The organism is Raskinella chloraquaticus (SeqCode) (assembly GCF_021731865.1).
Lineage (GTDB): Bacteria > Pseudomonadota > Alphaproteobacteria > Rhizobiales > UBA4765 > Raskinella > Raskinella chloraquaticus.
In genome coordinates this window covers 14,748-41,096 of record NZ_JAKFWN010000039.1, presented here as the reverse complement: position 1 = coordinate 41,096, position 26,349 = coordinate 14,748, and the positions used below count along the sequence as shown (strand labels likewise).

The following is a 26,349-nucleotide window of genomic DNA, read 5'->3' as shown; positions in this document are numbered from 1 at the left end:
CATCGACCGATAAAGAAAAGCGTTGAGGGCACATGATACACAAGGGTGGGTTCGACTGATGTTTGCAGATCTGCTGCCGCTAGCCATACCCTTGTTGCAGATTATTTGGATTGATCTTCTGCTTTCGGGCGATAATGCCGTTGTGATTGCTCTTGCCTGCCGGGCGCTGCCGCCCGAGCAGCGGCGGATGGGCATATTGCTTGGAACCGGCGTTGCCATCGTTCTGCGGATCATTTTTGCGTTGATCATCACGGTACTGCTGGGCATCCCATTTCTGAAAGCTCTGGGCGGCGTCCTGCTCTTCTGGGTCGCCTACCAGCTGATCAGTAGCGATGATGGTGGTCATGGCGAGGTCGCGGCTTCAGCATCATTGTGGAAAGCTGTACGCACGATCGCGATAGCCGATGCGGTCATGAGCCTTGATAATGTGCTTGCGCTGGCTGCGGCCTCAAAAGGTAATATCTGGCTTTTTACCTTCGGCCTGGTGATTACCATTCCTTTGATTATCTATGGCAGCCAGCTCATTCTCGGGCTGATCGAGCGCTTTCCCATCTTCATCTGGGCGGGGGCTGCTCTGCTTGGATGGATAGCAGGGGAGCTCATTGCCGATGATCCGGGCTTACAAACAATGTTAGGTAGTGACATTCCCAATTTGCTGGGAGCAAGCGTCGGGGCTTTATTGGTGGTGATGGTATCCTACGTCATTGTGCAGAAACGGAAGCGGGAGCGTGGGCTCGCTTCAGTATCGAAGGAATAGCCGTCGTCATGGAACAACTTGCCGAACTTGCTCTGCCGGTGCTGAAAATAATCTGGATCAACATCCTGCTCTCTGGCGACAATGCGGTCGTGATTGCGCTTGCCTGCCGCGGATTGCCGGCTGATCAGCGCAAGATCGGCATTGCGCTAGGGGCGGGCGCAGCCGTCCTGCTGCGGATCGTGTTTACATTCATGACGACGCAGCTTCTGGGTCTTCCCTGGATCACGGCGGTCGGCTCGCTGCTGCTTTTGTGGATTGCCGTGAAGCTGGTTGTTCCGGAAGAGCCGGATGCGGATTCGGTCGCCGGCCATTCCTCGCTGTGGAAGGCGGTTCAGACCGTCACCATCGCTGACATTGTCATGAGCCTCGACAATGTTGTGGCGATTGCTGCGGCGGCGAATGGTGATATTCGCCTGATCGTCTTCGGCCTTCTGCTCAGCGTTCCGCTTGTCATCGTCGGTTCGACGTTGCTGACAGCGATCATCGACCGCTTTCCGATCCTGGTGTGGGCGGGCGCGGCCCTGCTCGGCTGGATTGCGGGCGAATTATTCGTGCGTGATGTCGGCGTTATCGGTGCGACCGGGCTTCATATCGATCATCTTCCAGCCCAGATCGCTGGCGCTATTCTTGTTCTCATCGCCGGCTACATGCTGAAAAAGCACCATTCCGCGAAAATCGCGCACAGTCCCTGATGGCTCTGTGAGATTTGGTGCGACCTTGCCTGGCGGGGATGCTTAAACGCGGCGATAGGCACGGTACCAGGCAACAAATTTCCCTATCCCGTCGCGGATAGGGGTGCGGGGATGGAAGCCGATGTCACGCTGAAGCGCTGATACGTCGGCGCTTGTCTCGGCCACATCGCCAGGCTGCATGGGCAGGAAATTGATTTTTGCCTTACGGTCGCAGGCCATCTCAATTTCGGCAATGAAGTCCATCAGCGCCACCGGCTGGCTGTTGCCGATATTGTAGATGCGCCACGGTGCCGTTGAGGTGGCCGGATCGGGATCATCGCCGGACCAGGTTGGCGAGGGCTGTGCCGGCCGGTCGAGCGCACGCACGACGCCCTCGGCGATATCATCGACATAGGTGAAGTCGCGCGCGTGATGTCCTGCGTTAAAGACGTCGATGGGTTCGCCAGCCAGGATCTTCTGCGTAAAGATATAGGGCGCCATGTCCGGTCGTCCCCATGGTCCGTAAACCGTAAAGAAACGTAACCCCGTCGCCGGCAGCCGGTAGAGATGGCTATAGCTGTGCGCCATCAGCTCATTGGCCTTCTTGGAGGCGGCATAAAGGCTCAGCGGATGATCGACATTGTGTGCGACGCTGAAGGGTTGGCGCGTATTGGCGCCATAGACCGAGCTTGAGGAGGCGTAGACCAGATGCTCGACGCCATTATGGCGACAGCCCTCAAGGATGGGCAGGAAGCCGCTAAAATTCGACGCCACATAGGCCTGAGGATTGCTGAGGGAATAGCGCACACCGGCCTGGGCGGCCATGTGCGCCACACGGTGCGGCCGAAACGATGCGAAGAGCGCGCTGATACGGGTGTCGTCCGCGATATCCATGGCCTGGAATGACCATCCGGCCCGGCCCTCCAGCTGCGCCAGTCGTGCCCGCTTCAATGCCGGATCGTAATAGTCATCAAGATTATCGATGCCCACGACCTCATCGCCGCGCGCAAGCAAGGCTGAAGCGACATGGAAGCCGATAAAGCCGGCCGCTCCGGTCACGAGAACGCGCATCGTCTGGAATCTTTTTCCTGAACTGTCGGACGCTGATGTGTATAGCAGCATGGTGTGGAGCGGCAACCGATGTCGGCCTGCCTCCTCTTCCCGCCCCGCCGGTCGCACCAGAGCGCTTGCCATCCTGTCCGGTGGTCGACATGCTTCTGCTTCGGAATGAAAACTGTGCATGATAACACCGGGGCGAGAGCGGCGATGGCTAATCAATACGATCTGAACGGCAAGGTGGCGTTGGTCACTGGCGGCGCGCAGGGCATCGGACGGGCGATCGCCGAGCGCTTCGTGGCCAGCGGCGCCAGGGTGGCGGTGCTTGATCGTGATCTCAAATTGGCGAGCGCTCTGGCTGAAACGCTGGGTGGCAAATCGCATACGGCAGCCTTCGTCTGCGATGTCGTTGATGAAGCCTCGGTGATGGCGGCCCGCGATCACGTGCTTGAAACGTTCGGCACCATCGACATTCTCGTGGCCAATGCCGGCATCACCGGCCCCAATGTCAAATTGTGGGATTATCCGCTCAGCGCGTGGGAAGAGGTGTTTGCGGTCAATACGCGCGGCGTCATGCTTGCCAACAAGGCGGTGGTGCCAACGATGATAGCGCGAAATTACGGGCGCATCGTCAATATCGCTTCGGTTGCCGGCAAGGAAGGCAATCCCAACGCCTCGGCCTATTCCGCTTCGAAGGCAGCAGTGATCGCGCTCACCAAATCGCTTGGCAAGGAACTGGCGGGGCAGAATATCGCGGTCAATTGTGTCACACCGGCAGCGGCCAAAACGGCCATTTTCGATCAGATGACGCAGGAACACATCGACTACATGCTTGCCAAGATACCGCGCGCGCGATTTGTCGAGGTGGCGGAGATCGCTTCGCTCGTTGCCTTCATGTGTTCGGCTGAATGCTAATTCACCACCGGCGGGGTATTCGATATTTCGGGCGGCCGCGCCACCTACTGACAGGAGACGAGGTGGCCGTCAGCCTCATGATTGAGCCGACCCCCAGCCAGGCCTTCCGGCGGCGCAACCGCATGGGGGCGATCGGCTTCATCTGCGCGGCCATTCTGTGTTTCACATTTCTCGATACGACGGCAAAATATCTGGTGCGTCAGAATATTCCGGCCATCGAGGTGGTATGGGCGCGCTATGTCGGACATGCCGGGCTGATGCTGATTTTTGTCAATCCGTGGACGGTGAAAGGGTTGTTCGTCACCAAACGACCCTGGCTGCAGTTCGCCCGCTCCATCCTTCTCTTCCTGTCGACCTTCGCCAATTTCGTTGCCCTTAAATATCTGCAGCTTGCCGAGACGATTTCGATCCTGTTTGCCACCCCGTTTCTGGTTGCGCTTCTTGCTGGCGTGTTCTTCGGACAATGGATCGGCCGCAGGCAATGGCTGGCGATCGGCATTGGTTTTGCCGGCGTACTGATCGTCACCCGGCCGGGCTTCGGTCAGGTGCACTGGGCCGTGTCGCTCTCCTGCATCAGCGCACTGTGCTATGCCATCTACAATCTGATGACGCGGGTCCTTGCGGCCCATGACCCGACAACGACTACGCTGGTTTATTCAGCGCTGGCTGGCGCAGTGATCCTGACGCCCGCCGTGCCGTTTTTCTACGTGCCGCCTGCTGATCTCATGACCGTGCTGCTGATGGCGTCCACCGGTATGTGGGGGCTCATCGGGCATTGGCTGCTGATTGCCGCGCATCGTCATGTCGCTGCCCAGGACCTGTCGCCTTTCATCTACACCCAGATCGTATGGATGACGGTGTCGGGCTGGCTCGTCTTCGGCGACATTCCAGGGCTTTACACCCTCGTTGGCGCGTCAATCGTGGTTGCCTCCGGCCTCTATCTTCTCTGGCTTGAGCGGCAGAGGGGGCGGGAATGAGCGTCAGCATCATCGCCACCGGCTTTGGACCTTATCCGGGAGCGCCGGAAAATCCCACCGAATGGCTGATGCGGCTTTTTGCCGTCGACGCGCCGGTCTGCGGCGAGGATGTCCGTTTCCAGTCATTTGTCCTGCCGACGGAATATGACGGGCTTCAAGAGCGCATCGCACTGATTGGAAACATCGCGGCGCCTGATATCGCCATCCATTTCGGATTGTCACGCGCAGCGCCTGGCTTTCGCCTGGAGCGGCTGGCGCGAAATCGTGTGGCGACCGATCGCGTCGATGCCAAAGGCGAGCGACCCACCAGCGCAGCGTTGGCGCCAGGACTTGGTGATATCGCGAGCAGTCTGCCGCTTGAGCGTTGCGCCGCCGCTCTGGCGGTTGCCGGCATTCCGGCGGCGATGTCGGATGATTGCGGCGATTATCTGTGCAATGCCCTGTTTTTTCACAGCTGCGGCAAGCTCATCGCCGGCTTTCACCCGCGCTGGGCAGGGTTCGTCCACGTGCCTTTGCCGCAAGCGCCTTTCAGCGAGGACATGCTGGAAAGAGGCGCGCGGATTATCATCGCCGAGACGCTTGCCGCCTGGCGTGAGAAGGCAGTTTCAGCTTGATCACTTGTCAGATTTTGCTACGCCGGCTAATTGACCGATGACATCCGTCAGCATCGGCACATAACGCTCGCCTTCGCCGCTGCTGACGGCGAGCGCATAGCTTGACTTGACCGCGTTGGCGAGCGGGTTTGCCATGCCTGAGTCATCGCCCATCGCCGCCACATAGCGCATATCCTTGTAGGCGTTCGCCAGCGTGAACTGATGGGCGTTCGGGTTCTCGTCGATCACCCAGCCCATGAAGGTCTGGTAGAAGCCGCAATCCATGCGGCTGCCGCGAATGACGCGGTCGAAATCCTTTGGCGAAAGCCCCACTTTTTCGCCCAGTGTCAGCGCCTCGGCATAGAGAGCGCCATAGCCAAGGGACAGGAAATTGTTCAGCAGTTTCATCTTGTGGCCGGAGCCGAGTGGGCCGATATGAACGATTTTGGTCGCCCATGCCTCGATCGCCGGCTTCAGCCTGGCAAAGACTGCAGGATCGGCCCCGACCATCGCTGATAACTGGCCGGCTTCTGCTCCCGCAGGCGTGCCGCCGAGCGGCGCATCGGCAAGCGCGATCCCCTGTTCCTGCAGCCTGTCGCCAAGGCGCAAGGTCGATGAGGGATCAGCGGTTGAGCAATCGCAGATGATCAGTCCCTCACGGCCTCCCGCCATCAGCCCGTCACGTCCCAGAATGATCTCCTCGACCTGGGTACTCGACGTCACGCACAGGAAAACAACATCGCTTTTGCCGGCGATCTCGCGTGGGGTTGCGGCTTCGCCGGCGCCGCGCCTGATGAGATCATCAATGGGCGCGCGGTTGCGGTGCGCCAGCACGGTGAGCTGAAATCCCTTCTCGACGAGGTTCTTTGCCATGCCATGGCCCATGAGGCCGGCGCCGATAAAGCCGATACGGTCCTTGCTCATGGTGTTTTTCCCTTGCCGCGCACATGTGTGGCACCGGTCACTTCATAGAGGCGAACCACCTGACTGTCGTCCTGGCGCCCGTCACCCATGGCGGAGGCGGCGATGAATTGCTGCAAGGCTGCCATGGCGATGGGGGCTGGTTGGCGCAGGCCACGGGCAAGATCATCGACGAGCCCGAGATCCTTGACGAAAATATCGACCGCCGAGGTGACGGCTGGCTCGTCTTCCAGCATGCGTGGACCGCGATTGCCCAGCATCCAGCTGCCTGCCGCCCCCGACATGAGGATATCGAGAAGGAGTTTCGGCTCGATGCCGGCCTTGGCGCCAAGCGCCATGGCTTCGGCGCCCACAGCGATGTGCACGCCAGCCAGCAATTGGTTGATCGTCTTGACGGTCGAGCCAAGGCCAAGCTCGCGACCGATGTTGTAGACGGTTTTGGCCAAGGGTCTGAGCAGCGGAGCGGCGGCGGCAAAGGCTGCCTCGCTGCCCGACGCCATCACTGTCAGGGCGCCGGCCTCGGCGCCGACAGCGCCACCTGAGACGGGAGCATCAAGGACGTGATGGCCCAAGGCTTCAAGGCGTGCGCCAAGATCGCGCGCCATGGCCGCGCTTTGTGTGCATTGCAGGATGAAGATTGCGCCCCTGGTGGCGGCAGAAGCAGCCTCCCCGGCGCCGAAAAGGACGGTTTGGGCCTGTGCGCCGGTCGCGGTCATGACAAAGACGGCGCTGGCGCCACGCAGCGCCTCGGCCGGGTTGGTGCTTGCCTGTCCGCCGGCGCTTTTCAGTGCGTCCAATGGTCCCGGGGCAATATCGCAACCGTGAACGTCAAAGCCGGCCCCCATCAGGCGCTTTGCCATGGGCAGACCCATGGCGCCAAGACCGATGAAAGCAACCGACATGGAGCGCTATTCCTTCACCGCGCCCGTCATCGCCGACACGTAGTGCTCGACGAAGAAGGCATAGAGAATGACCAGCGGCAATGAACCCATGAGAGCGCCTGCCATCAATGACCCCCAGCGATAGATGTCGCCATCGACGAACTCGTTGACGATGGCAACCGGGATCGTCTTGTTCTCGTTCGAGGACAGGAAGGTGAGCGCGTAGATGAACTCGTTCCAGCACAGGGTGAAGGAGAAGATGAAGGCCGAGATGAGGCCAGGAATGGCGAGCGGCAGGACGATACGGGTGAGGATCTGCCAGCGGGTGGCGCCGTCGATGAGGGCGCACTCCTCAAGCTCGTAGGGGATGGATTTGAAATAACCCATCAGCAGCCAGGTCGAGAAGGGAATGAGGATGGTGGGGTAGACGAGAATGAGGGCAAGCGGCGAATCAAACAGGCCGTAGGAGTAGATGACAGAGGCCAGCGGAATGAAGAGGATCGATGGCGGCACAAGATAGGCAAGGAAGATCAGCATGCCGACAAGTTGCGCGCCCTTGTAGCGCAGGCGGACGATGGAGTAGGCGGCCATGACGCTGGCAATGATCGACAGCATGGTGGCGCACACGGCGACGTACATCGTGTTCCACAACCATAGCGGATATTGCGATTCAAAGAGCAGTTTGTAGATGTGCTTGAAGGTTGGCGCCGTTGTCCAGAACGGATTGACCCGCGCGAAATCGAGGAGCTGGTCGTCAGGTTTGATTGCCGTCAGCGCCATCCAGTAAAACGGGAAGAGCAGCGACACCATGATGATGCCAAGCGGCAGATAAAGCGTCACCAGCCGGCTCGACAGCTTTTCCAGATAATCCATGCCGACTGAATGATCGTCGTTATTCGTGGCTTTGAGGCTGGTGTCAGTCATTGTTTTCGCCTTGCTGCCATTTGCGCTTCTGCAATCCGTAGAACGACACCATGATTGCGACGACAAGGAAGGGGATCATCGACGTGGCGATCGCCGCGCCCTCGCCAAGCCTGCCGCCGAGAATGGCCCGCTGGTAGCTGAGGGTCGCCATGAGGTGCGTGGCGTTCACCGGTCCACCGCGGGTGAGAACCCAGATGAGCTGGAAGTCGGTGAAGGTGAAGAGGACGGAGAACGTCATCACCACGGCAATGATCGGGGTGAGGAGAGGGTAGGTGATATAGCGGAAAATCTGCCAGCGCGTCGCCCCGTCAAGGGTTGCTGCCTCGTAAAGCGAGGGCGAGACGGTCTGCAGGCCGGCGAGAAGGGTGATCGCCACGAAGGGCACACCGCGCCAGATATTGGCGATGATGACGGAGACGCGGGCGTTGAAGGGATTGCCGAGGAAATCGATGTTCGTATCCAAAAGGCCCAGCTGCTTCAGCGACCATGAGATGATCGAGAACTGGGTGTCATAGATCCACCAGAAGGCGAGCGCCGACAGAACGGTGGGCACGATAAAGGGAATGAGGACGATGGAACGAACGATGGCCTTGAAGGGCACGCGCTCATTGAGCAGCAGCGCCAGATAAAGGCCGAGGGCGAATTTCACGATGCTGGCGACCGTCGTATAAAGCACGGTGTTGAAGATCGATTGCAGGAAAATCGAATCGTCCGACAGCCATTCGTAATTCTCAAGACCGATAAACACGCCGTCGCGGCCGATGCGCGTATCGGTGAAGCTCAACCAGACGCCGAGGAAGAGCGGGTAGGCCAGAAACAGAATGAGGATGGCAGCGGCCGGCATCATGAACCAGAAGCCGAGCCAGTTGCGGTTGGTGACCAGCCGTTCCCAGGCTGTCGGTTCGGCGATAGCCAATCGTTGCCGGGCCATCGGTAATGCCTGCTCGCTCATCGTCCATTCCCGTCATCGTGGTGCCCCGGGTCGGAGGCACGGCTGCGGACAGTATCGCTGCCGGACAGCCTGTGGGAGCTGCCCGGCGAGCGTGATCGTTCAGCGATAGATGCGTTTTGCCAGACGTTCGGTTGAGGCGATGGCACCCTTGATATCCTCGCGCCCCGTCACGTAGTTGGCAAACATGTCGACGACGAGGAAGTCGGCAAGAGCGGACGCCGCCGCTTCACCGATCTTGCCGATGCCGCTCGCCGGCAGCGAGCGCTTGGAGGATTCACGAAAGACGGTTCGCTTCGGGTCATCCGTCCATACCGGGTCGCTGTCATAGGCGTTGAGCAGGTGGGTCAGGTAGCCCTGAGCGCCGCTCAGCCATTTGCTATACTGTTCTTTCTCCAGCATGAAGGCGAGTAACGCCTTAGACGCGTTAGGGAATTTCGTATAGTTGAAGATCATCGCCGGATAGCACAGATGCAGTTCCTGCGGTTTGCCAACCGGGCCCACCGGATAGTAGCCGTGATGAATATCGTCGGCGAAATCCTTCTTGTCGTTCTTGGCGGCAACGTAAATGGAGATGCCGTTGGCGGTCAGATGCAGCTCGCCGGCAAGGAAGGCCTTGTTGTTTGACGCGTCATTCCACGACACGGTGCCGGGGATGAAGGTGTCGTAGAGAGCCTTGGCATATTCAAGCGCCTTCACGGTTTCCGGCGAATTGATGATGACCTTGTCGTTCTTGTCGACAAGGTAGCCGCCATGCGACCAAAGAAGCCAATGCACGAAACTATTGGCATCGCCCGAAGCATGCCCGAAGGGGAAACCAGCCGGCGTACCATTGGCTTTCAGGGCCTTGCACAGCTCAAGGAAGCCAGCGGTGTCGGCAGGAAACTCCTTGAAACCGGCTTTTTCAACGGAAGATTTGCGGTAATTGATCATCGCGCCGCTGGTGCCGATGGGAATGCAGATCCATTTGCCGCCGCTTTTGCCATAGGCTTCGGCGAGAGGAACCCAGCCGCCATATTTTTTGCCGAGGTAATCGCAAAGGTCGGACATGTCGACGAGCTTGGCGGGAAAGAGATGGGCAAGAGAATGCAGGCCCCAGATGATGTCAGGTCCCTGTCCGGTATTGGCGGCGACCGAGGCCTTGGGTTGGACATCCTCATAGGATTCATTTGATACCGTCACCGTCACGCCGGTTGCCTTGGTAAAGGCATCGAGCGTTGCGACGAAGGCGTCATCTTCTGCCGCGACGAAGCGCTTCCAGCGCAGCAGACTGAGCTTGGCGCCGGCTTCCGGCTTGAAGGGTGAAGCCTGGGCCCAGGCTTTGGCGAAGCCGAGAAGATCGCTGCCGCCAGCGGCCATTGCAGCGCCACCTGCGAGAATCGAGCGGCGGGTTAATCCGTTGAAAGTCATCGTTTCCTCCGTTGAATAACGCCGGTTTGTCCGGCTGCTCTTTGATAAGTGACGTTCAATACATGTATGTCAGGCGATCCGCTTGCCGCTCGCCTCATCGAAAAGATGTGTCATGCCCGGCTGCGGAGCAATGCGGATGGACTGGCCGGGCGTAAGCGCCAGGCGCTCGCGAAACAGGCATTGCATTTCCTGGTCGCCCATCTTGACCACGGCGAGGATTTCCGAGCCCGTCGGCTCAACGACCAGAACGGTAGCGTCGATCCCGTCAGGTGTCACAGCCAGATGCTCAGGGCGCACGCCCAGAATGACGCGGGCGCCATCGGCAGCACCTGCCTTGTCAAGCTTGATGGTGGCACCGCCATCCGATTTGAAGGTCGGCTGGCCGTTGATGACGAGCGTTCCCTTGATGAAATTCATGGCCGGCGAGCCGATAAAGCCGGCAACGAAGAGATTGTCCGGGCGGTCATAGAGCGCAAGCGGCGCACCCATCTGCTCGACGCGTCCGTCATGCATGACGACGATCTTGTCGGCCATGGTCATGGCCTCGATCTGATCGTGGGTGACGTAAACGGTGGTTGTCTTCAGCCGTTGATGCAGCTCCTTGATCTCGGTGCGCATGGCGACACGCAGCTTGGCATCAAGGTTGGACAGGGGCTCGTCGAAGAGGAAGACCTGCGGATCGCGGACAATGGCGCGGCCCATGGCGACGCGCTGGCGCTGGCCGCCGGAGAGCTGACGGGGATAGCGCTCGAGAAGCGGGGTGAGACCAAGAATACCGGCGGCCTTGTCGACGCGGGCAGCGATTTCGCGATTGTCGGTGCCGCGCAACTTCAACGAGAAACCCATATTGGCGGCGACCGTCATGTGCGGGTAAAGCGCGTAGTTCTGGAACACCATCGCCACGTCACGCGCTTTGGGCGGCAGTGAGTTGACCACGCGCTCGCCAATGCGTATTTCGCCAGCGGATATGTTCTCAAGGCCGGCAATCATGCGCAGCAATGTCGATTTGCCGCAGCCCGATGGACCGACAAGCACGACGAATTCGCCATCGGCGATCGGCACCGACACACCGTGCAGAATCTGTGTGGCGCCGAATGCCTTGCGTACGCTGACGATATCCACCGACGCCATACTGTCCTCCCCCGAGCATATCTGCTGGTTCGCTGTGGTTCAGGCCCAAAACGACCATCGCCTCTTGTGGGCGAATGCATACTCAGGCAGCAGCATCTCATGCCTGTCAACGAAATCAAGCATTTCGTTTCGCGGCGTAAAGCGGCTAAGTTCACCACAGGAACGAGGAGAGTGCTGATGAAGCCCGATTGTCTGCTGTTGAAACCCCTGCCCCAGAAGGCGCGCGAGGCGCTCGGGCATGCCTTCAGCGTCCATGAGATGTGGCTGGCGGATGATCCGGCGGCGCTTGTCTCGAGGCTTGGTGCGCAATGTCGTTTTGTCGTCGCCTCGGGCGGGGCGCCGTGCAAGGCCGATCTGATAGATCAGTTGCCCAAGCTGGAGATCGTCGGCAATTTCGGCGTCGGTTACGATAGCGTCGATACGGCTGCCTGTGCCAAGCGCGGTATCGTTGTCACCAATACGCCTGATGTGCTCAATGACGAGGTGGCCGATACGACAATCGCCCTGCTGCTTGGCGCCATTCGTCGCATGCCGCAGGCTGACGCCTTCGTGCGCGCCGGCAAATGGCCCGGTGGTAATTTTCCCCTGACCGGCACACTGATTGGCAAACGGGTCGGCATTCTTGGCTTCGGGCGTATCGGCCAGACCATTGCCAAACGCCTTTCGGGCTTCAACATCGCCGGCATTTCCTACCATGCCCGCTCGGCCAAAGCCGGCCTGCCGTTCCGTTACTATGGAAATCTGACGGAAATGGCGGCTGACAGCGACGTGCTCATCGTGATCACGCCGGGCGGTGCGGCCACCCATCATCTGGTCAGCCGTGACGTGATCGAGGCGCTTGGGCCACAAGGGTGCCTCGTCAATGTGGCGCGCGGCCCGGTTGTCGACGAAACAGCCCTCATTGATTGCCTGAAGACAGGCAAGCTTGGCTCGGCGGGCCTCGATGTCTTCGAGTTCGAGCCGAAGGTTCCAGCCGAGCTGATGGCACTTGATAATGTGGCCCTTGCCCCGCATGTAGGCTCTGCGACCACCTATACGCGCGATGCGATGGGCATGCTGGTGGTCGATAACCTCATTTCGTGGAAAGAGGGAAAAGGGCCGCTGACCCCCGTGCCGGAAACGCCGGTGCCGCCGCGTACAGGGCGATAATGCATCTTTATGTCGATACAAGGCCGTTTGGCTCGTCCGTCCCGCGCGGTGCCCATCGCCTGATCCAGGCGATCACGTCACGATTGCCGGGAAACTGGCTTGGCATGCGCACCGCCATCCTCTTGCGGCGCCGTGCGATGGCCAGGCTTGGCGAAGCGGGCGTCGACGTTACTCATTTCAACCTCAGGTTGCGGCTCTATCCCGTGGGCAATACGTGTGAAAAGGCCGCGCTCTACACGCCGCAGCTTTTTCATCCGCTGGAGCGCATGGTGCTGGCGCGGTTGGCACGCGAGGCGGTCGCCCGCAAAAGCCTGTTCACATTCATCGACCTGGGCGCCAATGTCGGGCTCTTTTCACTGATGGCCGCGCAGCTTGCCGGCGGCAGGGCGCGGGTGCTGGCGATCGAGCCGCAGCCGGACATACGTGAGAGACTTGCCTTCAACGTAGAGAACCATCCGGGGTTTGATATTCGCCCGCTTGGCATTGCGCTGGCGGACCGGGAAGGCGAGGTCGATCTTTTTATCGATCAGCGCGATCGCGGCGGGTCGCGCATCGGCGGACGCGGCCAGGGAGAAAGCGTCAAGGTACGTGGCCGCAAGCTCGAAGCGGTACTGATCGAGGAAGGGTTTGAAGGCGCGGATGTGATGAAGGTGGATATCAGCGGTTCGGAGGATCTCGTTTTGTGGTCTTTCGTCGAGACGGCAGCCGCAGCCCTTCTGCCCCGCGTGCTGCTGATGAAAGACAGCAGCGCCATGTGGACGCGTGATGTTTTCGCGCTGCTGCGCGCCAGAGGATATAGTGAAGGGGAGCGCAGCCGCTCCCATGTCTTTTTCTACCTTGAGCAGGAAAGCGTTTAGCGCCTTCACAGCCGTTTCTGGAAAGCTTTCAGCACGGCGCTGCCCATGTCCGTCGTCGATACGGCGTTGGTGCCAGGCGCCGCGATATCGCGGGTGCGGGTGCCGGCGGCCAGGACATCGGCAAGGGCTGCTTCCAGCGCGTCGGCGAGTTTCCCCTCGCCAAACGAATAGCGCAGCGCCATGGCAAGCGAGGCGATCATCGCCAGAGGGTTGGCAGCGCTCTGCCCGGCGATATCAGGCGCCGAGCCATGAACCGGCTCATAGAGCGCCTTGCGCTTCCCGGTGTTGATGTCCGTTGCGCCAAGAGAGGCTGAGGGCAACATGCCAAGCGAGCCCGTCAGCATGGCCGCAACGTCTGAGAGAATATCGCCAAAGAGATTGTCGCAGACGATGACGTCGAACTGCTTTGGCGTGCGCACGAGCTGCATGGCGCAATTATCGGCCAGCACATGTTCGAGCGTCACATCGCTATAATCGCGCTTATGGATGGCGGTTACCACCTCGTTCCACAAAACGCCGGTTTTCATGACGTTACGCTTTTCGGCCGATGACACCTTGTTGCGGCGAAGGCGCGCCAGATCAAAGGCAACGCGGGCAATGCGGTCGATTTCATGGGTGGTGTAGACCTGCGTATCGACGCCGCGCTTCTCGCCATTCTCCAGCGTGACGATTTCCTTGGGCTCGCCGAAATAGACGCCGCCCGTCAGCTCGCGCACGATCATCATGTCGAGCCCCTCGACCAGCTCTTTTTTGAGCGAAGAGGCGTCCGCAAGGGCTGGATAGCAGATGGCAGGGCGCAGATTGGCAAAAAGCCCCATATCCTTGCGTAGCCGTAAAAGCCCGGCCTCCGGGCGGTGCTGATAGGGCACCTTGTCCCATTTCGGCCCGCCGACGGCGCCAAAGAGGACTGCATCGGCCTCCTGCGCCCGGTCCATGGCCGCATCGCTGATCGCCACGCCGTGCGCGTCATAGGCAGCGCCGCCGACCAGATCGCGTTCGACGGAAAATCCGACAATGCCCTGTTTGTCGAGAAAGCTGACGATGGCCTCGGCCTGGCCCATCACTTCGGGGCCGATGCCGTCACCGGGCAAAAGCAGCAGTTTGAAATTGGCCATCGCTTATCTCCTGCGCGCGTTTCAGGCGCGCGGGGTCATAGCGGTCGCCAGCGCCGGGCGCAAGGTTCGTTCAGGCGCCGGCGTGCGCTTCCAGAACATCCTCGAAGGTACGAAGACCGGGCCGCGGAGAGCAGACGAGGACGGCCATGTTGCCGGGCGCGTGCTGGTTCTTCCACATCTTCATGTGGGCTGCCGGGATTTTTTCGAACGGGACGACTTCCGACATGCAGGGATCGACAAGGCGGCGCACGACAAATTCATTGGCGGCGGAGGCTTGTTTCAGGTGAGCGAAATGAGAGCCCTGAATGCGCTTCTGGCGCATCCACACATAGCGGGCGTCAAACGTGATATTGAAGCCTGATGTCCCGGCGCAGAAAACGACCATGCCGCCGCGCTTCACCACCAGGCAGGAGACCGGGAAAGTGGCTTCACCGGGATGCTCGAAAACAATATCGACATCCTTCTTGCCGGTGATATCCCAGATCGCCTTGCCGAAGCGGCGGGCTTCCTTCGTCCATGCGCCATATTCCTCGGAATTGACGGTCGGCATCTGGCCCCAGCAGGTAAAGTCCTTGCGGTTGATGACGCCCTTGGCACCGAGGCTCAACACGTAATCACGCTTCGATTCATCCGAAATGACGCCGATGGCGTTGGCGCCGGAGGCTGCGGCAAGCTGGACGCCGAAGACGCCAAGGCCGCCGGAGGCGCCCCAGACGAGAACGTTGTCACCGGGTTTCAAGGTGTGCGGGGCGTGGCCAAACAACATGCGATAGGCGGTGGCCAGCGTCAAAGTGTAGCAGGCTGCCTCCTCCCAGGTGAGGTGTTTGGGTTTCGGCATCAGCTGGCGGGCCTGCACGCGGCAGAATTGCGAAAATGAGCCGTCCGGCGTCTCGTAACCCCAGATGCGCTGGGAGGGCGAGAACATCGGATCGCCACCATTGCATTCCTCGTCATCGCCATCGTCCTGGTTGCAATGGACGATCACCTCATCACCGATTTTCCAGCGCTTGACCTTGGGGCCGACTGCCCACACCACGCCTGACGCATCGGAGCCGGCGATATGGAAGGGCTGCTTGTGGCCGTCGAGCGGCGAGATCGGTTGTCCGAGGGCCGCCCACACGCCGTTATAATTGACGCCGCCTGCCATCACCAGCATCAGCACCTCGTCATCACCGATCGTCCACGTCGGCACTTCCTCGAGCAACATCGAGGTGTCAGGCGGGCCGTGGCGGTCCTTGCGGATCGTCCAGCCGGTCATACGCTCGGGCACGTGGCCAAGCGGCGGAATTTCATTAATCGGATAACTCGCCTTCACCAGGACAGGCTTGGCAGCGGTCGCGGACATCGGCGTCTCTCCAGGTCTGATGCAACGCAGCGCAAAATTGTGCATTGCACAGTGTAGTGCGGCAAGGCGAGAGCGGCAAGCCTCTGCTTGAGCGGGGGCATAAGGCGGAATTCATATTGGCAGACGTCGCGATCTGTCGCAGCTGATCAGTCTGCCCCCTCCCTGTGATCATCATCCGTCTTCGTGCAATCTTGTCACAGCTCTTGTGCGCTGCGATAAGGGCGTCACTCAGCACGCTGCGGGGAGCAGGCCATGCGCGATAAACCTTGGATTTTCAGGACGTATGCCGGGCATTCGACGGCGGAAAAGTCAAACGCGCTCTATCGCGCCAACCTCGCCAAGGGGCAGACGGGGCTATCGATCGCCTTCGATCTGCCAACCCAGACCGGCTATGACAGCGACCATATTCTGGCGCGCGGCGAGGTTGGCAAAGTGGGTGTGCCGGTTGGCCATCTTGGGGATATGCGCCAGCTTTTCGACGGCATTCCGCTTGAGAAAATGAACACGTCGATGACTATCAATGCGACAGCGCCGTGGCTGCTGGCGCTTTACGTCGCGTTGGCCGATGAGCGCGGCGAGGACCGGCAGTGCCTTGCGGGAACGACGCAAAACGACATCATCAAGGAATATCTGTCGCGGGGCACTTACGTGTTTCCGCCCGATCCCTCGATCAGGCTGACGCGTGACGTCATCACCTTCACCAATCGGGCGCTGCCGAAATGGAACCCGATGAATGTGTGCAGCTACCATCTGCAGGAAGCGGGCGCGACGCCGGTTCAGGAACTGGCCTACGCGCTTGCCACCGCGATTGCTATTCTCGATGCGGTCAAAGCCTCGGGTGATGTGAGCGAGGAAGCGTTCGGGGGCGTCGTCGGCTCGATTTCTTTCTTCGTCAATGCCGGCATGCGCTTTGTGACCGAAATCTGCAAGATGCGCGCCTTCACCGAATTGTGGGACGAGATCACGGCTGAGCGTTACGCGGTGAGGGATGAAAAGCACCGGCGCTTTCGCTACGGCGTGCAGGTGAACAGCCTCGGCCTTACCGAGCAGCAGGCGGAAAACAACATCTCGCGCATCATGATCGAGATGCTGGCGGTGGTGCTGTCGAAGAAGGCGCGCGCACGCGCCGTCCAGCTGCCCGCCTGGAACGAGGCGCTTGGCCTGCCGCGCCCCTTTGACCAGCAATGGTCGCTGCGCATGCAGCAGATCATGGCCTATGAAACGGACCTGCTGGAATATGGCGATATTTTCGATGGCTCGCCCGAAATCGCCCGCAAGGTCGATGAACTCAAGCAGCAGGCGCGTGAGGAATTGCGGCGCATTGCCGAGATCGGCGGGGCGGTGACGGCGATTGATAGCGGCTATCTCAAAGAGCGTTTGGTTGCGAGCAATACGGCGCGGCTTGAGGCGATCGAGAGAAGCGAGCAGATCGTCGTTGGCGTCAACGCCTTCAAGGATGGTTATCCCTCGCCGCTTGGCACGGGCGCGGACGCGATCGAAATGGTTGATCCGGCGGTTGAGGCCGAGCAGGTGGCGCGTCTGGAAGCCTGGCGTCAGGCCCGCGATGAGCAAGCGGTGGCGGAAGCGCTGGCGGCTCTGCGCGCGGCTGCATCGTCGGGGCGCAACATCATGGAGCCGTCGATTGCCTGCGCCAAGGCCGGCGTCACCACCGGCGAATGGGGCGAGGCGTTGCGCCAGATCTTCGGCCAATACCGGGCACCGACCGGCGTCGGGCGGGCAGCGCGCAACGATGTCGAGGGGCTCGACGACGTGAGAGCGGCAGTTGATGCGGTCTCACAGAAGCTTGGCCGGCGCATGACGTTTGTGGTCGGAAAGCCGGGTCTTGACGGGCATTCCAACGGGGCTGAACAGATTGCCGTCAGGGCGCGCGATTGCGGCATCGAGGTCGTTTACGATGGCATCCGCCTGACGCCTGCCGAAATCGTCGATCAGGCGATAGCGCGCCGTGCCCATGTCATCGGCCTGTCGGTCCTGTCGGGCAGCCATCTGCCGCTGGTGGCGGATGTGCTGGCGACGCTCAAAGCGCGCGGTTTGAGCGATATTCCGCTGGTGGTTGGCGGCATTATCCCGACCGAAGACGCCGAAGCGCTGAAGAAAGCAGGCGTCAGCGCGGTCTATACGCCAAAGGATTTCGATCTCAACCGCATCATGTTCGACCTGGTGGCGCTGGTGGGCGAGCATACTTCGGTCGCCGCCTGACAGGCATGATCAGAACGGGCGGCGGCAGTAGATCCCGCAATGATTGACGGGCGCAAAGGGGCTGGATGTGACGCAGATCCTTGCCATCGTCCTGCCGGTCTTCGGGCTCATCGCGGTCGGGCTGGTGGCAGTCAAGCTGCGCCTCATCACGGCGGAAACGGCCGATGGCGTGGGTCAGTTTTCGTTTGTGCTCGCCATGCCGGCCTACCTTTTCCGCACTCTGGCGACCTCCGCATTACCCGCAACGATCCCGTGGGGCTATTGGGCGAGCTATTTCGGGGCGATCGGGCTTTCCTGGGCGCTGACGCAATTCCTCGGCAGGCGGATTCTGGCGATGGCGCGGAGCGAAGCGGTGCTGGCGGGCATGGCGGCGGCCATGGGCAATACGGTGATGATCGGTATTCCGCTGCTGGTGAAGGCGCATGGCGAGCAGGTGGGCGTGCCGATTGCGCTCATCCTCGGCCTCAATCTGCCGCTCTCGATGGTTGTCGCCACATTGATGGTGGAGCAGGCGGCAAGCGGTCCACAAGGGCAGATGGGGCGCAGCCTGACGCGCGGGCTGGCAACGCATCCGTTGTTTCTGGCGATCATCGCGGGCGTTCTGTTCAGTTTTTCGGGCTTCAGGCTCGCTGGCCCGCCTGATCAGCTGCTGCTGGCGCTCGGGGCCACAGGGGTGCCGTGTGCGCTCATCAGCCTGGGCGGCTCTCTGGCACGCTACGGCATCGCGGGGCGGATCGATCGCGGGCTCTTCATCAGCGCCATGAAGCTCGTCGCGGCACCCGCACTCGTCTATGTCCTCGGCGCCCATGTCTTTCTTTTGCCGCCGATATACCTGGCAACCGCCGTGGTGTTTGCCTCTGCTCCGGTGGGCGTCAATGTCTATCTCTTCGCCTTGCGCCACCAGACCGGCATCGCGATGATTTCGCAGGCGATTGCCCTCTCGAGCCTGCTGGCCGTTGTCTCAACCGGTGTGTGGCTTTGGTTTCTGGGCATTGGCGGATAGGCCGGCCAGATCGGCATCGGGGTTCCAGCCGATCAGCCGGAGAATATCGTCAGGCGTTGCGCCCATGGCCCTCAAGCCTGCCAGGCTCTGGTCTTTGCGGCTTTTCGATAATTTACGGCCGTCTGGGGCGAGGATGAGGCGGTGATGGAGATAGGAAGGTTGCGGCAGGCCAAGCAGGCCTTGTAACAGGCGATGCAGGCTTGTTGCGTGATAGAGGTCGTGGCCGCGAATGATATGCGTGATCGCCTGCAGCGCATCATCGACGACAACGGAAAGATGATAGCTCGTCGCGATATCCTTGCGTGCCAGCACCACATCGCCCCACATGGCCGGATCGTTGTCGATCGTGCGTGGTGTATCGGTGCCAAGTTCATGCCAGGTAACCGCGCCCACCTGTTTACTCGCGCGCCTCATGTCGAGCCGCCAGGCTGGTCTGTCGCCAGCTGCCAGGCGGGCAGCGATGGTGCTGTGGTCGGCGTCGCGCCACAAGCCCGGATAGAGCGGACTGCCGTCAGGATCGCGCGGCCAGTCCATATGACTGACGATGGCCGTCGTAATCTCGCTGCGGCTGGCAAAGCAGGGATAGACGAGCCGCTGCTGCTTCAGCCTGTCGAGGGCTGCGCCATACGCCGCCATTTGCCCGGACTGGCGGCGCTCGGGCTTTTCCCAGTCAAGGCCCAGCCAGGCGAGATCGCGGCGCATGCCGGTGATGTGCGCCGGGGTGCTGCGGGTCTGGTCGATATCCTCGATGCGCACGAGAAACCGCCCGCTGAGGCGTTGGGCCGCTTCGGCATTGAGCAGGGCCGAGAGGGCATGGCCAAGGTGCAACGCCCCGTTGGGAGATGGCGCAAAGCGCAGGCGCGCCGCCCTCCCGTTCGCGGTCGTCTCCATGCTAGGAAAACTCCATGAGCACACGCATCGATTCGGACGAGGATATCGCCTCCGGGCTTGCCTGGCTCATGACGCGTGATCCTGTGTTTGCCGAGATGAGCGCCCTTGCCGGGCCGCTGCCGCTGCGTCGCTCCGCAGGCGGCTTTGCCGGCCTTGCCGGTATCGTGATTGCGCAACAATTATCGGTCAAGGCGGCAAATGCCATCGAGGCGCGGGTGGAAGCACTGGTTCCAGGTCTTGATCCCAAGCGCTTTGCCTTGAAGCGGGAGGCGACGCTACGTGCCGCCGGCCTTTCGGCGGCCAAGGTAAAAACACTCAAGGCAGCCGCCAAGGCGATGGTGAAGGGCGAGCTTGATCACGACGTGCTGCTGACGCTCGACAGTGACGGGGTGCGGGAGAAATTGACGGCGCTGCCCGGCATCGGCCCGTGGACGGCGGATATCTATTGCCTGTTCTGTCTGGGCCATGGCGATGCTTTTGCTGCCGGCGATCTGGCGCTGCAGGAGGCGGTGCGCATTGCTTACGCGCTGGATAGCCGGCCCAAGGAAAAGGCGTTGCTTGCCATGGCGGAAGCCTGGCGGCCCTGGCGCGGTGTTGCGGCACGGCTGCTCTGGGCTTATTACCGCGTCGTCAAAATGCGCGAAGGGGTAACGGGGTAAATCATGCTCAACGGTCCGCGCCTGGCGCCAAGCTCAGGCGGCAAGGCAAAAAATCTGGTTGTTTTTCTTCATGGCTACGGCGCCAATGGTGATGATCTCATCGATATCGGGCGCCATTGGGCGCACATCCTGCCCGATACCGCCTTCGCAAGCCCGCATGCGCCGGAGCCCTGTGCGGGTGCGCCCATGGGCCGGCAATGGTTCGCGCTCACCATGCGCGACCCCTCCGAGCGCTGGCGCGGTACGAGCGCTGCTGCCGCTGGTCTCAACGCCTATCTCGACAGCGAGCTGCAACGCTACGCGCTTGATGGCACCAGGCTGGCACTGGTTGGCTTCTCGCAAGGGACGATGATGGCGCTTCATGTCGGTCTGCGCCGCCTGCGGGGTCCGGGCGCCATTCTCGGCTATTCGGGGCTCCTCGCGGGGCCGGAACATCTGGGCGAGGCCACCGCAACGCCGCCGATTCTGCTCATCCACGGCGATCAGGATCAAATGCTGCCGATCAATTTCATGTTTGACGCGGCCCAGGCGCTGGGTGAAGCGGGCCGACCGGCGCGCTTCCATGTCTGCCCGGGGCTTGGCCACGGCATCGACGGCGAGGGGTTGAGGCTTGGCGGGCAATTCCTGAGCGAGGCGCTCGCATGAGGGCGGCGCCGCGCCCGCGCAGCGATTTCCGCTATTTTACGACCATCACGACGCGCTGGTCGGACAATGATATGTATGGCCACCTCAACAACGTTGTTTACCTGTCGTTTTTCGACGCCGCCGCCAACCGTTTCCTCATCGAGGAAGGCGGCTTAAAGCCGCTGGAGAGCGCCGTTGTCGGGCTCGTGGTCGAAACGGGGTGCACCTATTTTTCCGCCCTGTCCTATCCCCAGATTGTGGAAGCGGGCGTGCTCGCTGCCCGGATCGGCACGAGTTCGGTGCGCTATGAGATCGGTATTTTCGCCGAAGGTGAGCGGGAATGCGCCGCGCACGGGCATTTTGTTCACGTTTATGTCGATTCGAAAACCCGCCGCCCCGTCCCCGTTCCGCGGGATCTGCGGGCGGCGCTGGCGCATATTGTCGCGTAAGACGATCCGGCTCCCGGCGGGCTTCACAAACCGCATCCGCTCAGTTTAGAATGCCTCTAAATTATATCAGGTGGAAGGCATCGCATCCGTGTTCCGATTTCAGCTCTCACGCCGCTCGTTCGACAGCCTGTCGATGAAGGAAATACTGGCGCTTGCCATTGCCGCCGAGGAAGAGGACGCGCATCGCTATCGCGATATCGCCGAGCGGCTTCGTGCTGATTTTTCCGCCTCGGCACGTATCTTCGAGGAAATGGCGATCGAGGAGGACGGCCATCGCCGCTCCCTCATCGATCTGTTCAAGAGCAAGTTCGGCGATCACATTCCGCTGGTGCGTCGCGAGGATGTCTCGGGTTTTATCCGCCACAAGCCGGTGTGGACGCTTCAGCCATTGACGCTTGACCTCGTGCGCCGTGAGGCGGCGACGATGGAATATCAGGCGGCACGATTTTATCGAACCGCCATGGCGCGGGCGAGCGACCCTGATATCCGCAAGCTGCTGGGCGATCTGGCGGCAGCCGAAGCAAGCCATGAGCACATGGCCGGCAAGCTTGAGGAAGCCAATCTGACGCCGGACGCGCGCGCCGAAGAAGAGGCGACGCAAAAGCGCATGTTCATCCTGCAATATGTCCAGCCCGGACTGGCGGGATTGATGGATGGCTCAGTGTCAACGCTTGCTCCGGTATTTGCGGCGGCCTTTGCCACCCAGAATAATTGGGAAACGTTCCTGATCGGCATGGCAGCCTCCATCGGTGCGGGGATTTCCATGGGCTTTGCCGAAGCGCTGTCGGACGATGGCTCGATGACGGGGCGCGGCGGGCCGTGGCTGCGCGGGGCGGTATGCGGCATCATGACGACGCTTGGCGGCGTTGGCCATACGCTGCCCTATCTGGTGCCTGACCGCGTCCCCAATGCGTTCTGGATCGCCACCGCGATTGCAAGCGTCATCGTTCTCATCGAATTGTGGGTGATTGCGTGGATCCGCGCCAAATATATGGATACTCCCTTCATGCGGGCAGCTTTCCAGGTGGTGCTTGGCGGGTTCCTCGTCTTTCTGACGGGTATTCTTCTTGGCAGTGCCTAGAGCGCATTGCGTTTACACGGAATCGCAACCTGCTCTCATCTTATTGTTTTCGCAGGCTGTTATCGAAAATCCGGTTCCCACTTTTTCGCAGCATGCCCTAGCCGGCGTATCGCCTTCCTCAGCGATCGATGGGAAAGAGGGTTGGTGCCGGCGCCGGTTTGGCCTGTCGGGAGCGCAGCCATGCTGAATTCAATTCGCCACCGAGAATGAAGATGACGGCGATGAAGTATAAAAACACCAGGGCGATCATCACCGAGGCGAAGCCGGCGTAGGTGCGGGCGTAATTGGCAAAGCGCGTCAGGTAATAGGCAAATGTCGTTGCAGCAACGATCCATAGGACCAGCGTCACGACAATACCGGGCAGCACGTCACGCAGGCGTCGCGAGCCGGCCGGCAGAAACAGGTGGGCGCAGAGGAGCGCCGTCAGCAGGATGGCAGCCGTAATCGCATAGCGCGAGGTGAGCACGCGCTGCTGCAATTCGTCGATCTGGACGGCAAGATTGGGGAAGAGGGCTTCAGCCGCCTGGAAGGCTGCTGGCGCCAGAACGATGAAAAAGGACAGGGCAAGCAGGCCGAAAGCGCCGAGGACGACGAAGAACATCGATTGCGCCCGCGTCTGGAACCACCAGCGCGTCTCGCGCTCGCCATAGGCACGGTTGAGACCGACGCGGACAGCCTCGACGCCCGATGACGAGAACCACAGCATCAGTGCCGCACCCAGCGTCAGCAGATCGCGGCGCTGATTGCTCAGGACATTGGCAAGCTCGGCGCGGATGGGTACGACGATACGGTCCGGCCAGGCGGCAAACAGCAGGTCGACCACCTGATTGGCGAGATCGACGGTGCCGAAGAAAGCGGCCAGAGCGGTCACAAAAATAAGGAAGGGAAAGATTGCCAGCAACGCCGACAGCGCGATGTGGCTCGCAATCGCCCAGCCATCATTATAGGTGAAGCGCCAATAGGCGTCCCAGGCGACGGTCACGCAGCGGCGCAGGAAATAATAGACAGGCATCGGCACTCCCTCGTGAGAGCAGATAGAGCGGGACAGCGGCAAACGCCAGATACCTTTAGGTGATTGCCTGTAACCGGCACCTCGTCTACGACCGCGCCATGACGCCTGCCCTAATCCTTCGCCTGGCGCCGGCGATATTCGTTTTTATCTGGTCAACCGGCTGGATCGTTGCGAAATATGCCGCGCCACACGCTGATCCGCTGACCTTTCTGTCGGTCCGTTATGCCACCGCCGGTCTGCTGGTGGGTGCGTTCGCGCTGGCGGCTGGCGCACGACAACCCTCGAGCAAGCGCGAAGCCGTCAACATGCTGGTGTCGGGAGCGCTCATGCACGCGGTCTATCTGGGTGGTGTGTGGTGGCCGATCTCGCAAGGCCTGCCGGCGGGGATTTCCGCGCTGATCGCTGCGTTGCAACCTCTCCTCACCGCGCTCCTCGCCCGCCCTTTCAGCGGCGAGACGATCAGCTTGCGGCGCTGGGTAGGCGTTGGTCTTGGCTTCGTTGGTATTCTCATTGTGCTTCAGCCGAAGTTTGCTGCCACTGATGTCGAACAACTGAGCGGGCTGGTCGTTCCGCTGGCTGTTAACGTGGTGGCCATGGTGTCGGTGACGTTTGGTACCTTCCACCAGAAGCGCTTTCTTGGCAGCCCTGATCTGCGTACCCTCGCTGCCTGGCAATACCTGGGCGCCTTCCTGGTGACGCTGCCGGTTGCCTTCGTGCTCGAGCCGATGCGTTTCGATCTGGTGCCGGAGACGTTCTATGCGCTTGCCTGGGCGGTTCTGGTTTTGTCGATCGGCGCGATCGCCCTGTTGCTCATGATGATCCGCCATGGCTCGGTCGCGCGCACATCAGCGCTCATCTATCTCATTCCGCCGACGGCAGCGTTGCAGGCCTATGTGATGTTCGGTGAAACGCTCGTGCTGCTGCAGCTTTTAGGCATGGCGGTGGTTGCCGCGGGTGTCTATCTTGCGACGCGCGGTTGATGGTCCGGGCCAAAAGCCGCATTGTGCACTGCGCAAAGACCTTTTAAGCGCAAGGTGAGCAACGCCATGTCGTCTTTAGAGGGGGTTCCCGATGTCTCTTGCAACTGCCATGTCCTCCCTCGTGCCGAGCGATGCGGCAAGCCTGGTCGGGGACGCGTTGCCGGCGGTCGAAACGCTGAAGCTGAGAGCGCAAGCAGCGATCCGCGCGCGCGTCATTTCCAGCGCAGCTCTTGATCCGGTCAGGCTTGAAAGCGAACAGCGTGCCGCACATGGGCTTGCGTGGCTGGCGACCCAGATCGCGGCGCTGCAGGAGCTTGGCCGGTACGGCGAGCGCCTGGCGGCGGATGGGCGGCTGACCCGCACCGAGGAACTGATCATCGCGATTGGTGCGGGCGAGTATCTGACACAGATTTTTGGCGGCATCCCCATGAGCCAGGGCGAGATGGTGCGCCCGAGCGACCTTTATCTCAGCGAATCCGAGGTGGCGCAGGCGCTGACGCCGGCCGTCAAGGCGCTGATGGCATCCGGCAACACGGTAGCGAACCGCGCCGAACTCATCGCGCTGATAGGCGAGGGGTCAGGACATGGGGTGATCGGCGATAGCGGGCTTGACGAGACGCTTGAAGCCATCCGCTCCGAGATGCGCAAGTTCAGCGACAGCGAAGTGGCGCCTTATGCCCATGGCTGGCATCTCGACAACGCCTATATTCCCCTTGAGGTCATTTCCAAACTGGCGGAACTCGGCGTTTTCGGGCTCACCGTGCCGCCGGAATTCGGCGGCATGGGACTTGGCAAGGAATCGATGTGCGTCGTCTCGGAAGAGTTGTCGCGCGGCTATATCGGTGTTGGCTCGCTGGGGACGCGCTCCGAGATTGCCTGCGAGTTGATCCTCGCCGGCGGCACGGATTTGCAGAAGGAGACATGGCTGCCACTGATTGCCTCCGGCGCCATTCTGCCCACCGCCGTTTTCACCGAGCCCAATACCGGGTCAGATCTGGCGAGCCTGAAGACGCGGGCGGTGCGCGAGGGTGACCATTACAGCGTCACCGGCAACAAGACGTGGATCACCCATCCGGTCAGGGCCGATCTGATGACGCTGTTGGTGCGCACTGACCCCCAGGCGCCAGGCTACAGGGGCTTGAGCATGCTGCTGGCGGAAAAGCCGCGCGGCAGCGATGCCGATCCGTTTCCAGCCGATGGCATGACAGGCGGCGAGATCGAGGTGCTGGGCTATCGCGGCATGAAGGAATTCGAGATTGCGTTCGACGGCTTCAAGGTGAAGGCCGGCAATCTGCTGGGCGGTGTCGAGGGGCAGGGCTTCAAACAGCTCATGCAGACCTTTGAATCAGCCCGTATCCAGACGGCCGCGCGCGCTGTCGGCGTTGCCCAGTCGGCGCTTGATCTGGCGATCCGCTATGCCAGCGAGCGGGTGCAGTTTGGCAAGCCGCTCATCGCCTTCCCGCGGGTCGCCGACAAGATCGTCATGATGGCGGTTGAAGTAGCGATTGCCCGCCAGCTCACCTATTTCGCGGCGCGCGAAAAAGATGGTGGCCGGCGCTGTGATCTTGAAGCGGGCATGGCGAAACTGCTCGGCGCGCGGATCGCCTGGGCTGCCGCCGACAATGCCTTGCAGATCCATGGCGGCAACGGCTTTGCGCTGGAATATCCGGTGTCGCGGGTGCTGTGCGATGCGCGCATTCTCAACATCTTCGAGGGCGCGGCCGAAATCCAGGCGCAGGTGATTGCGCGGCGCCTGCTTGAAGGCAGCAATTAGCATTT

Annotated in this window: 26 protein-coding genes; 15 read left to right on the top strand and 11 right to left on the bottom strand. The window is 61.0% G+C overall.

Going from position 1 to position 26,349, the window contains the following annotated elements:
• Positions 1 to 58 precede the first annotated feature (58 nt).
• Both ACINK1_RS13010 and ACINK1_RS13005 read left to right on the top strand, forming a co-directional pair.
• Positions 59 to 757 carry a TerC family protein gene (locus ACINK1_RS13010; protein ID WP_376800168.1) on the top strand — a complete coding sequence of 233 codons (699 nt, stop codon included), beginning with the start codon at positions 59 to 61 and terminating at the stop codon, positions 755 to 757.
• 8 nt (positions 758 to 765) lie between these two features.
• Positions 766 to 1,449 carry a TerC family protein gene (locus tag ACINK1_RS13005; protein ID WP_376800167.1) on the top strand — a complete coding sequence of 228 codons (684 nt, stop codon included), beginning with the start codon at positions 766 to 768 and terminating at the stop codon, positions 1,447 to 1,449.
• A 42-nt stretch (positions 1,450 to 1,491) separates the two neighbouring features.
• Here ACINK1_RS13005 and ACINK1_RS13000 read toward each other — a convergent pair whose 3' ends face one another.
• Complete coding sequence (locus tag ACINK1_RS13000) at positions 1,492 to 2,499, bottom strand: NAD-dependent epimerase (protein WP_376800166.1); 1,008 nt, start codon at positions 2,497 to 2,499, stop codon at positions 1,492 to 1,494.
• A 195-nt stretch (positions 2,500 to 2,694) separates the two neighbouring features.
• Between ACINK1_RS13000 and ACINK1_RS12995 the strand changes: the two genes are divergently transcribed.
• The 3 genes from ACINK1_RS12995 to ACINK1_RS12985 all read left to right on the top strand — a co-directional run bounded on the left by ACINK1_RS12995 (position 2,695) and on the right by ACINK1_RS12985 (position 4,990).
• A complete protein-coding gene (locus ACINK1_RS12995) occupies positions 2,695 to 3,399 on the top strand; it encodes an SDR family NAD(P)-dependent oxidoreductase (protein WP_395760151.1) in 705 nt (234 codons plus the stop codon).
• A gap of 62 nt (positions 3,400 to 3,461) precedes the next feature.
• Positions 3,462 to 4,376, top strand: coding sequence for a DMT family transporter (locus ACINK1_RS12990; RefSeq protein ID WP_376800164.1), 915 nt, complete (start codon positions 3,462 to 3,464; stop codon positions 4,374 to 4,376).
• Positions 4,373 to 4,990 (top strand): hypothetical protein, encoded by a 618-nt coding sequence (locus ACINK1_RS12985; RefSeq protein ID WP_376800163.1) that lies wholly within the window; start codon positions 4,373 to 4,375, stop codon positions 4,988 to 4,990. Before ACINK1_RS12990 ends, ACINK1_RS12985 begins: the two co-directional genes overlap by 4 nt.
• Here ACINK1_RS12985 and ACINK1_RS12980 read toward each other — a convergent pair whose 3' ends face one another.
• From ACINK1_RS12980 to ACINK1_RS12955, 6 genes are all read right to left on the bottom strand, one after another.
• A complete protein-coding gene (locus tag ACINK1_RS12980; protein WP_376800162.1) occupies positions 4,991 to 5,893 on the bottom strand; it encodes an NAD(P)-dependent oxidoreductase in 903 nt (300 codons plus the stop codon).
• On the bottom strand, positions 5,890 to 6,792 hold the full coding sequence (locus ACINK1_RS12975; protein WP_376800161.1) for an NAD(P)-dependent oxidoreductase: 903 nt from the start codon (positions 6,790 to 6,792) through the stop codon (positions 5,890 to 5,892). The genes ACINK1_RS12980 and ACINK1_RS12975 overlap by 4 nt, the downstream gene beginning before the upstream one ends.
• Before the next feature lie 6 nt (positions 6,793 to 6,798).
• On the bottom strand, positions 6,799 to 7,695 hold the full coding sequence (locus ACINK1_RS12970) for a carbohydrate ABC transporter permease (RefSeq protein ID WP_376800160.1): 897 nt from the start codon (positions 7,693 to 7,695) through the stop codon (positions 6,799 to 6,801).
• Positions 7,688 to 8,647 carry a carbohydrate ABC transporter permease gene (locus ACINK1_RS12965; RefSeq protein WP_376800159.1) on the bottom strand — a complete coding sequence of 320 codons (960 nt, stop codon included), beginning with the start codon at positions 8,645 to 8,647 and terminating at the stop codon, positions 7,688 to 7,690. Before ACINK1_RS12965 ends, ACINK1_RS12970 begins: the two co-directional genes overlap by 8 nt.
• A gap of 99 nt (positions 8,648 to 8,746) precedes the next feature.
• Positions 8,747 to 10,054, bottom strand: coding sequence for an ABC transporter substrate-binding protein (locus ACINK1_RS12960; RefSeq protein WP_376800158.1), 1,308 nt, complete (start codon positions 10,052 to 10,054; stop codon positions 8,747 to 8,749).
• A 69-nt stretch (positions 10,055 to 10,123) separates the two neighbouring features.
• On the bottom strand, positions 10,124 to 11,185 hold the full coding sequence (locus tag ACINK1_RS12955; protein WP_376800157.1) for an ABC transporter ATP-binding protein: 1,062 nt from the start codon (positions 11,183 to 11,185) through the stop codon (positions 10,124 to 10,126).
• Between the two features lie 177 nt (positions 11,186 to 11,362).
• Between ACINK1_RS12955 and ACINK1_RS12950 the strand changes: the two genes are divergently transcribed.
• Positions 11,363 to 12,334, top strand: a complete 972-nt coding sequence (locus tag ACINK1_RS12950; protein ID WP_376800156.1) for a 2-hydroxyacid dehydrogenase — start codon at positions 11,363 to 11,365, stop codon at positions 12,332 to 12,334.
• A complete protein-coding gene (locus tag ACINK1_RS12945; RefSeq protein WP_376800155.1) occupies positions 12,334 to 13,191 on the top strand; it encodes an FkbM family methyltransferase in 858 nt (285 codons plus the stop codon). The genes ACINK1_RS12950 and ACINK1_RS12945 overlap by 1 nt, the downstream gene beginning before the upstream one ends.
• A 5-nt stretch (positions 13,192 to 13,196) precedes the next feature.
• Here the strand turns inward: ACINK1_RS12945 and leuB are convergent, their stop codons facing one another.
• Together leuB and ccrA are read right to left on the bottom strand one after the other, a co-directional pair.
• Positions 13,197 to 14,306 (bottom strand): 3-isopropylmalate dehydrogenase, encoded by a 1,110-nt coding sequence (gene leuB / locus ACINK1_RS12940; protein WP_376800154.1) that lies wholly within the window; start codon positions 14,304 to 14,306, stop codon positions 13,197 to 13,199.
• Positions 14,307 to 14,376: 70 nt separating this feature from the next.
• Entirely contained in the window at positions 14,377 to 15,651 is a 1,275-nt protein-coding gene (ccrA, locus tag ACINK1_RS12935) for a crotonyl-CoA carboxylase/reductase (protein ID WP_376800153.1), read from the bottom strand.
• Between the two features lie 252 nt (positions 15,652 to 15,903).
• Here ccrA and ACINK1_RS12930 point away from each other — a divergent pair, with 252 nt between their 5' ends.
• Together ACINK1_RS12930 and ACINK1_RS12925 are read left to right on the top strand one after the other, a co-directional pair.
• Entirely contained in the window at positions 15,904 to 17,871 is a 1,968-nt protein-coding gene (locus ACINK1_RS12930; protein WP_376800152.1) for a protein meaA, read from the top strand.
• Between the two features lie 67 nt (positions 17,872 to 17,938).
• Positions 17,939 to 18,874 (top strand): AEC family transporter, encoded by a 936-nt coding sequence (locus tag ACINK1_RS12925; RefSeq protein ID WP_376802938.1) that lies wholly within the window; start codon positions 17,939 to 17,941, stop codon positions 18,872 to 18,874.
• Here ACINK1_RS12925 and gluQRS read toward each other — a convergent pair.
• Positions 18,833 to 19,765 carry a tRNA glutamyl-Q(34) synthetase GluQRS gene (gene gluQRS, locus ACINK1_RS12920; RefSeq protein ID WP_376800150.1) on the bottom strand — a complete coding sequence of 311 codons (933 nt, stop codon included), beginning with the start codon at positions 19,763 to 19,765 and terminating at the stop codon, positions 18,833 to 18,835. The genes ACINK1_RS12925 and gluQRS overlap by 42 nt on opposite strands.
• Before the next feature lie 14 nt (positions 19,766 to 19,779).
• Between gluQRS and ACINK1_RS12915 the strand changes: the two genes are divergently transcribed.
• The 4 genes from ACINK1_RS12915 to mbfA all read left to right on the top strand — a co-directional run bounded on the left by ACINK1_RS12915 (position 19,780) and on the right by mbfA (position 22,578).
• Positions 19,780 to 20,424, top strand: coding sequence for a DNA-3-methyladenine glycosylase (locus ACINK1_RS12915; protein ID WP_376800149.1), 645 nt, complete (start codon positions 19,780 to 19,782; stop codon positions 20,422 to 20,424).
• Between the two features lie 3 nt (positions 20,425 to 20,427).
• Entirely contained in the window at positions 20,428 to 21,069 is a 642-nt protein-coding gene (locus ACINK1_RS12910) for an alpha/beta hydrolase (protein WP_376800148.1), read from the top strand.
• The gene (locus ACINK1_RS12905) at positions 21,066 to 21,497 is read left to right on the top strand and encodes a thioesterase family protein (RefSeq protein ID WP_376800147.1); all 432 of its coding nucleotides are present in this window, start codon (positions 21,066 to 21,068) and stop codon (positions 21,495 to 21,497) included. Before ACINK1_RS12910 ends, ACINK1_RS12905 begins: the two co-directional genes overlap by 4 nt.
• A gap of 88 nt (positions 21,498 to 21,585) precedes the next feature.
• Positions 21,586 to 22,578, top strand: a complete 993-nt coding sequence (mbfA, locus tag ACINK1_RS12900; protein ID WP_376800146.1) for an iron exporter MbfA — start codon at positions 21,586 to 21,588, stop codon at positions 22,576 to 22,578.
• A 118-nt stretch (positions 22,579 to 22,696) separates the two neighbouring features.
• Here mbfA and ACINK1_RS12895 read toward each other — a convergent pair whose 3' ends face one another.
• Entirely contained in the window at positions 22,697 to 23,590 is an 894-nt protein-coding gene (locus ACINK1_RS12895) for a YihY/virulence factor BrkB family protein (RefSeq protein ID WP_376800145.1), read from the bottom strand.
• Between the two features lie 98 nt (positions 23,591 to 23,688).
• Here ACINK1_RS12895 and ACINK1_RS12890 point away from each other — a divergent pair, with 98 nt between their 5' ends.
• Positions 23,689 to 24,570, top strand: coding sequence for a DMT family transporter (locus ACINK1_RS12890; RefSeq protein ID WP_376800144.1), 882 nt, complete (start codon positions 23,689 to 23,691; stop codon positions 24,568 to 24,570).
• A 91-nt stretch (positions 24,571 to 24,661) separates the two neighbouring features.
• Complete coding sequence (locus tag ACINK1_RS12885; RefSeq protein WP_376800143.1) at positions 24,662 to 26,344, top strand: acyl-CoA dehydrogenase family protein; 1,683 nt, start codon at positions 24,662 to 24,664, stop codon at positions 26,342 to 26,344.
• Positions 26,345 to 26,349: the final 5 nt, after the last annotated feature.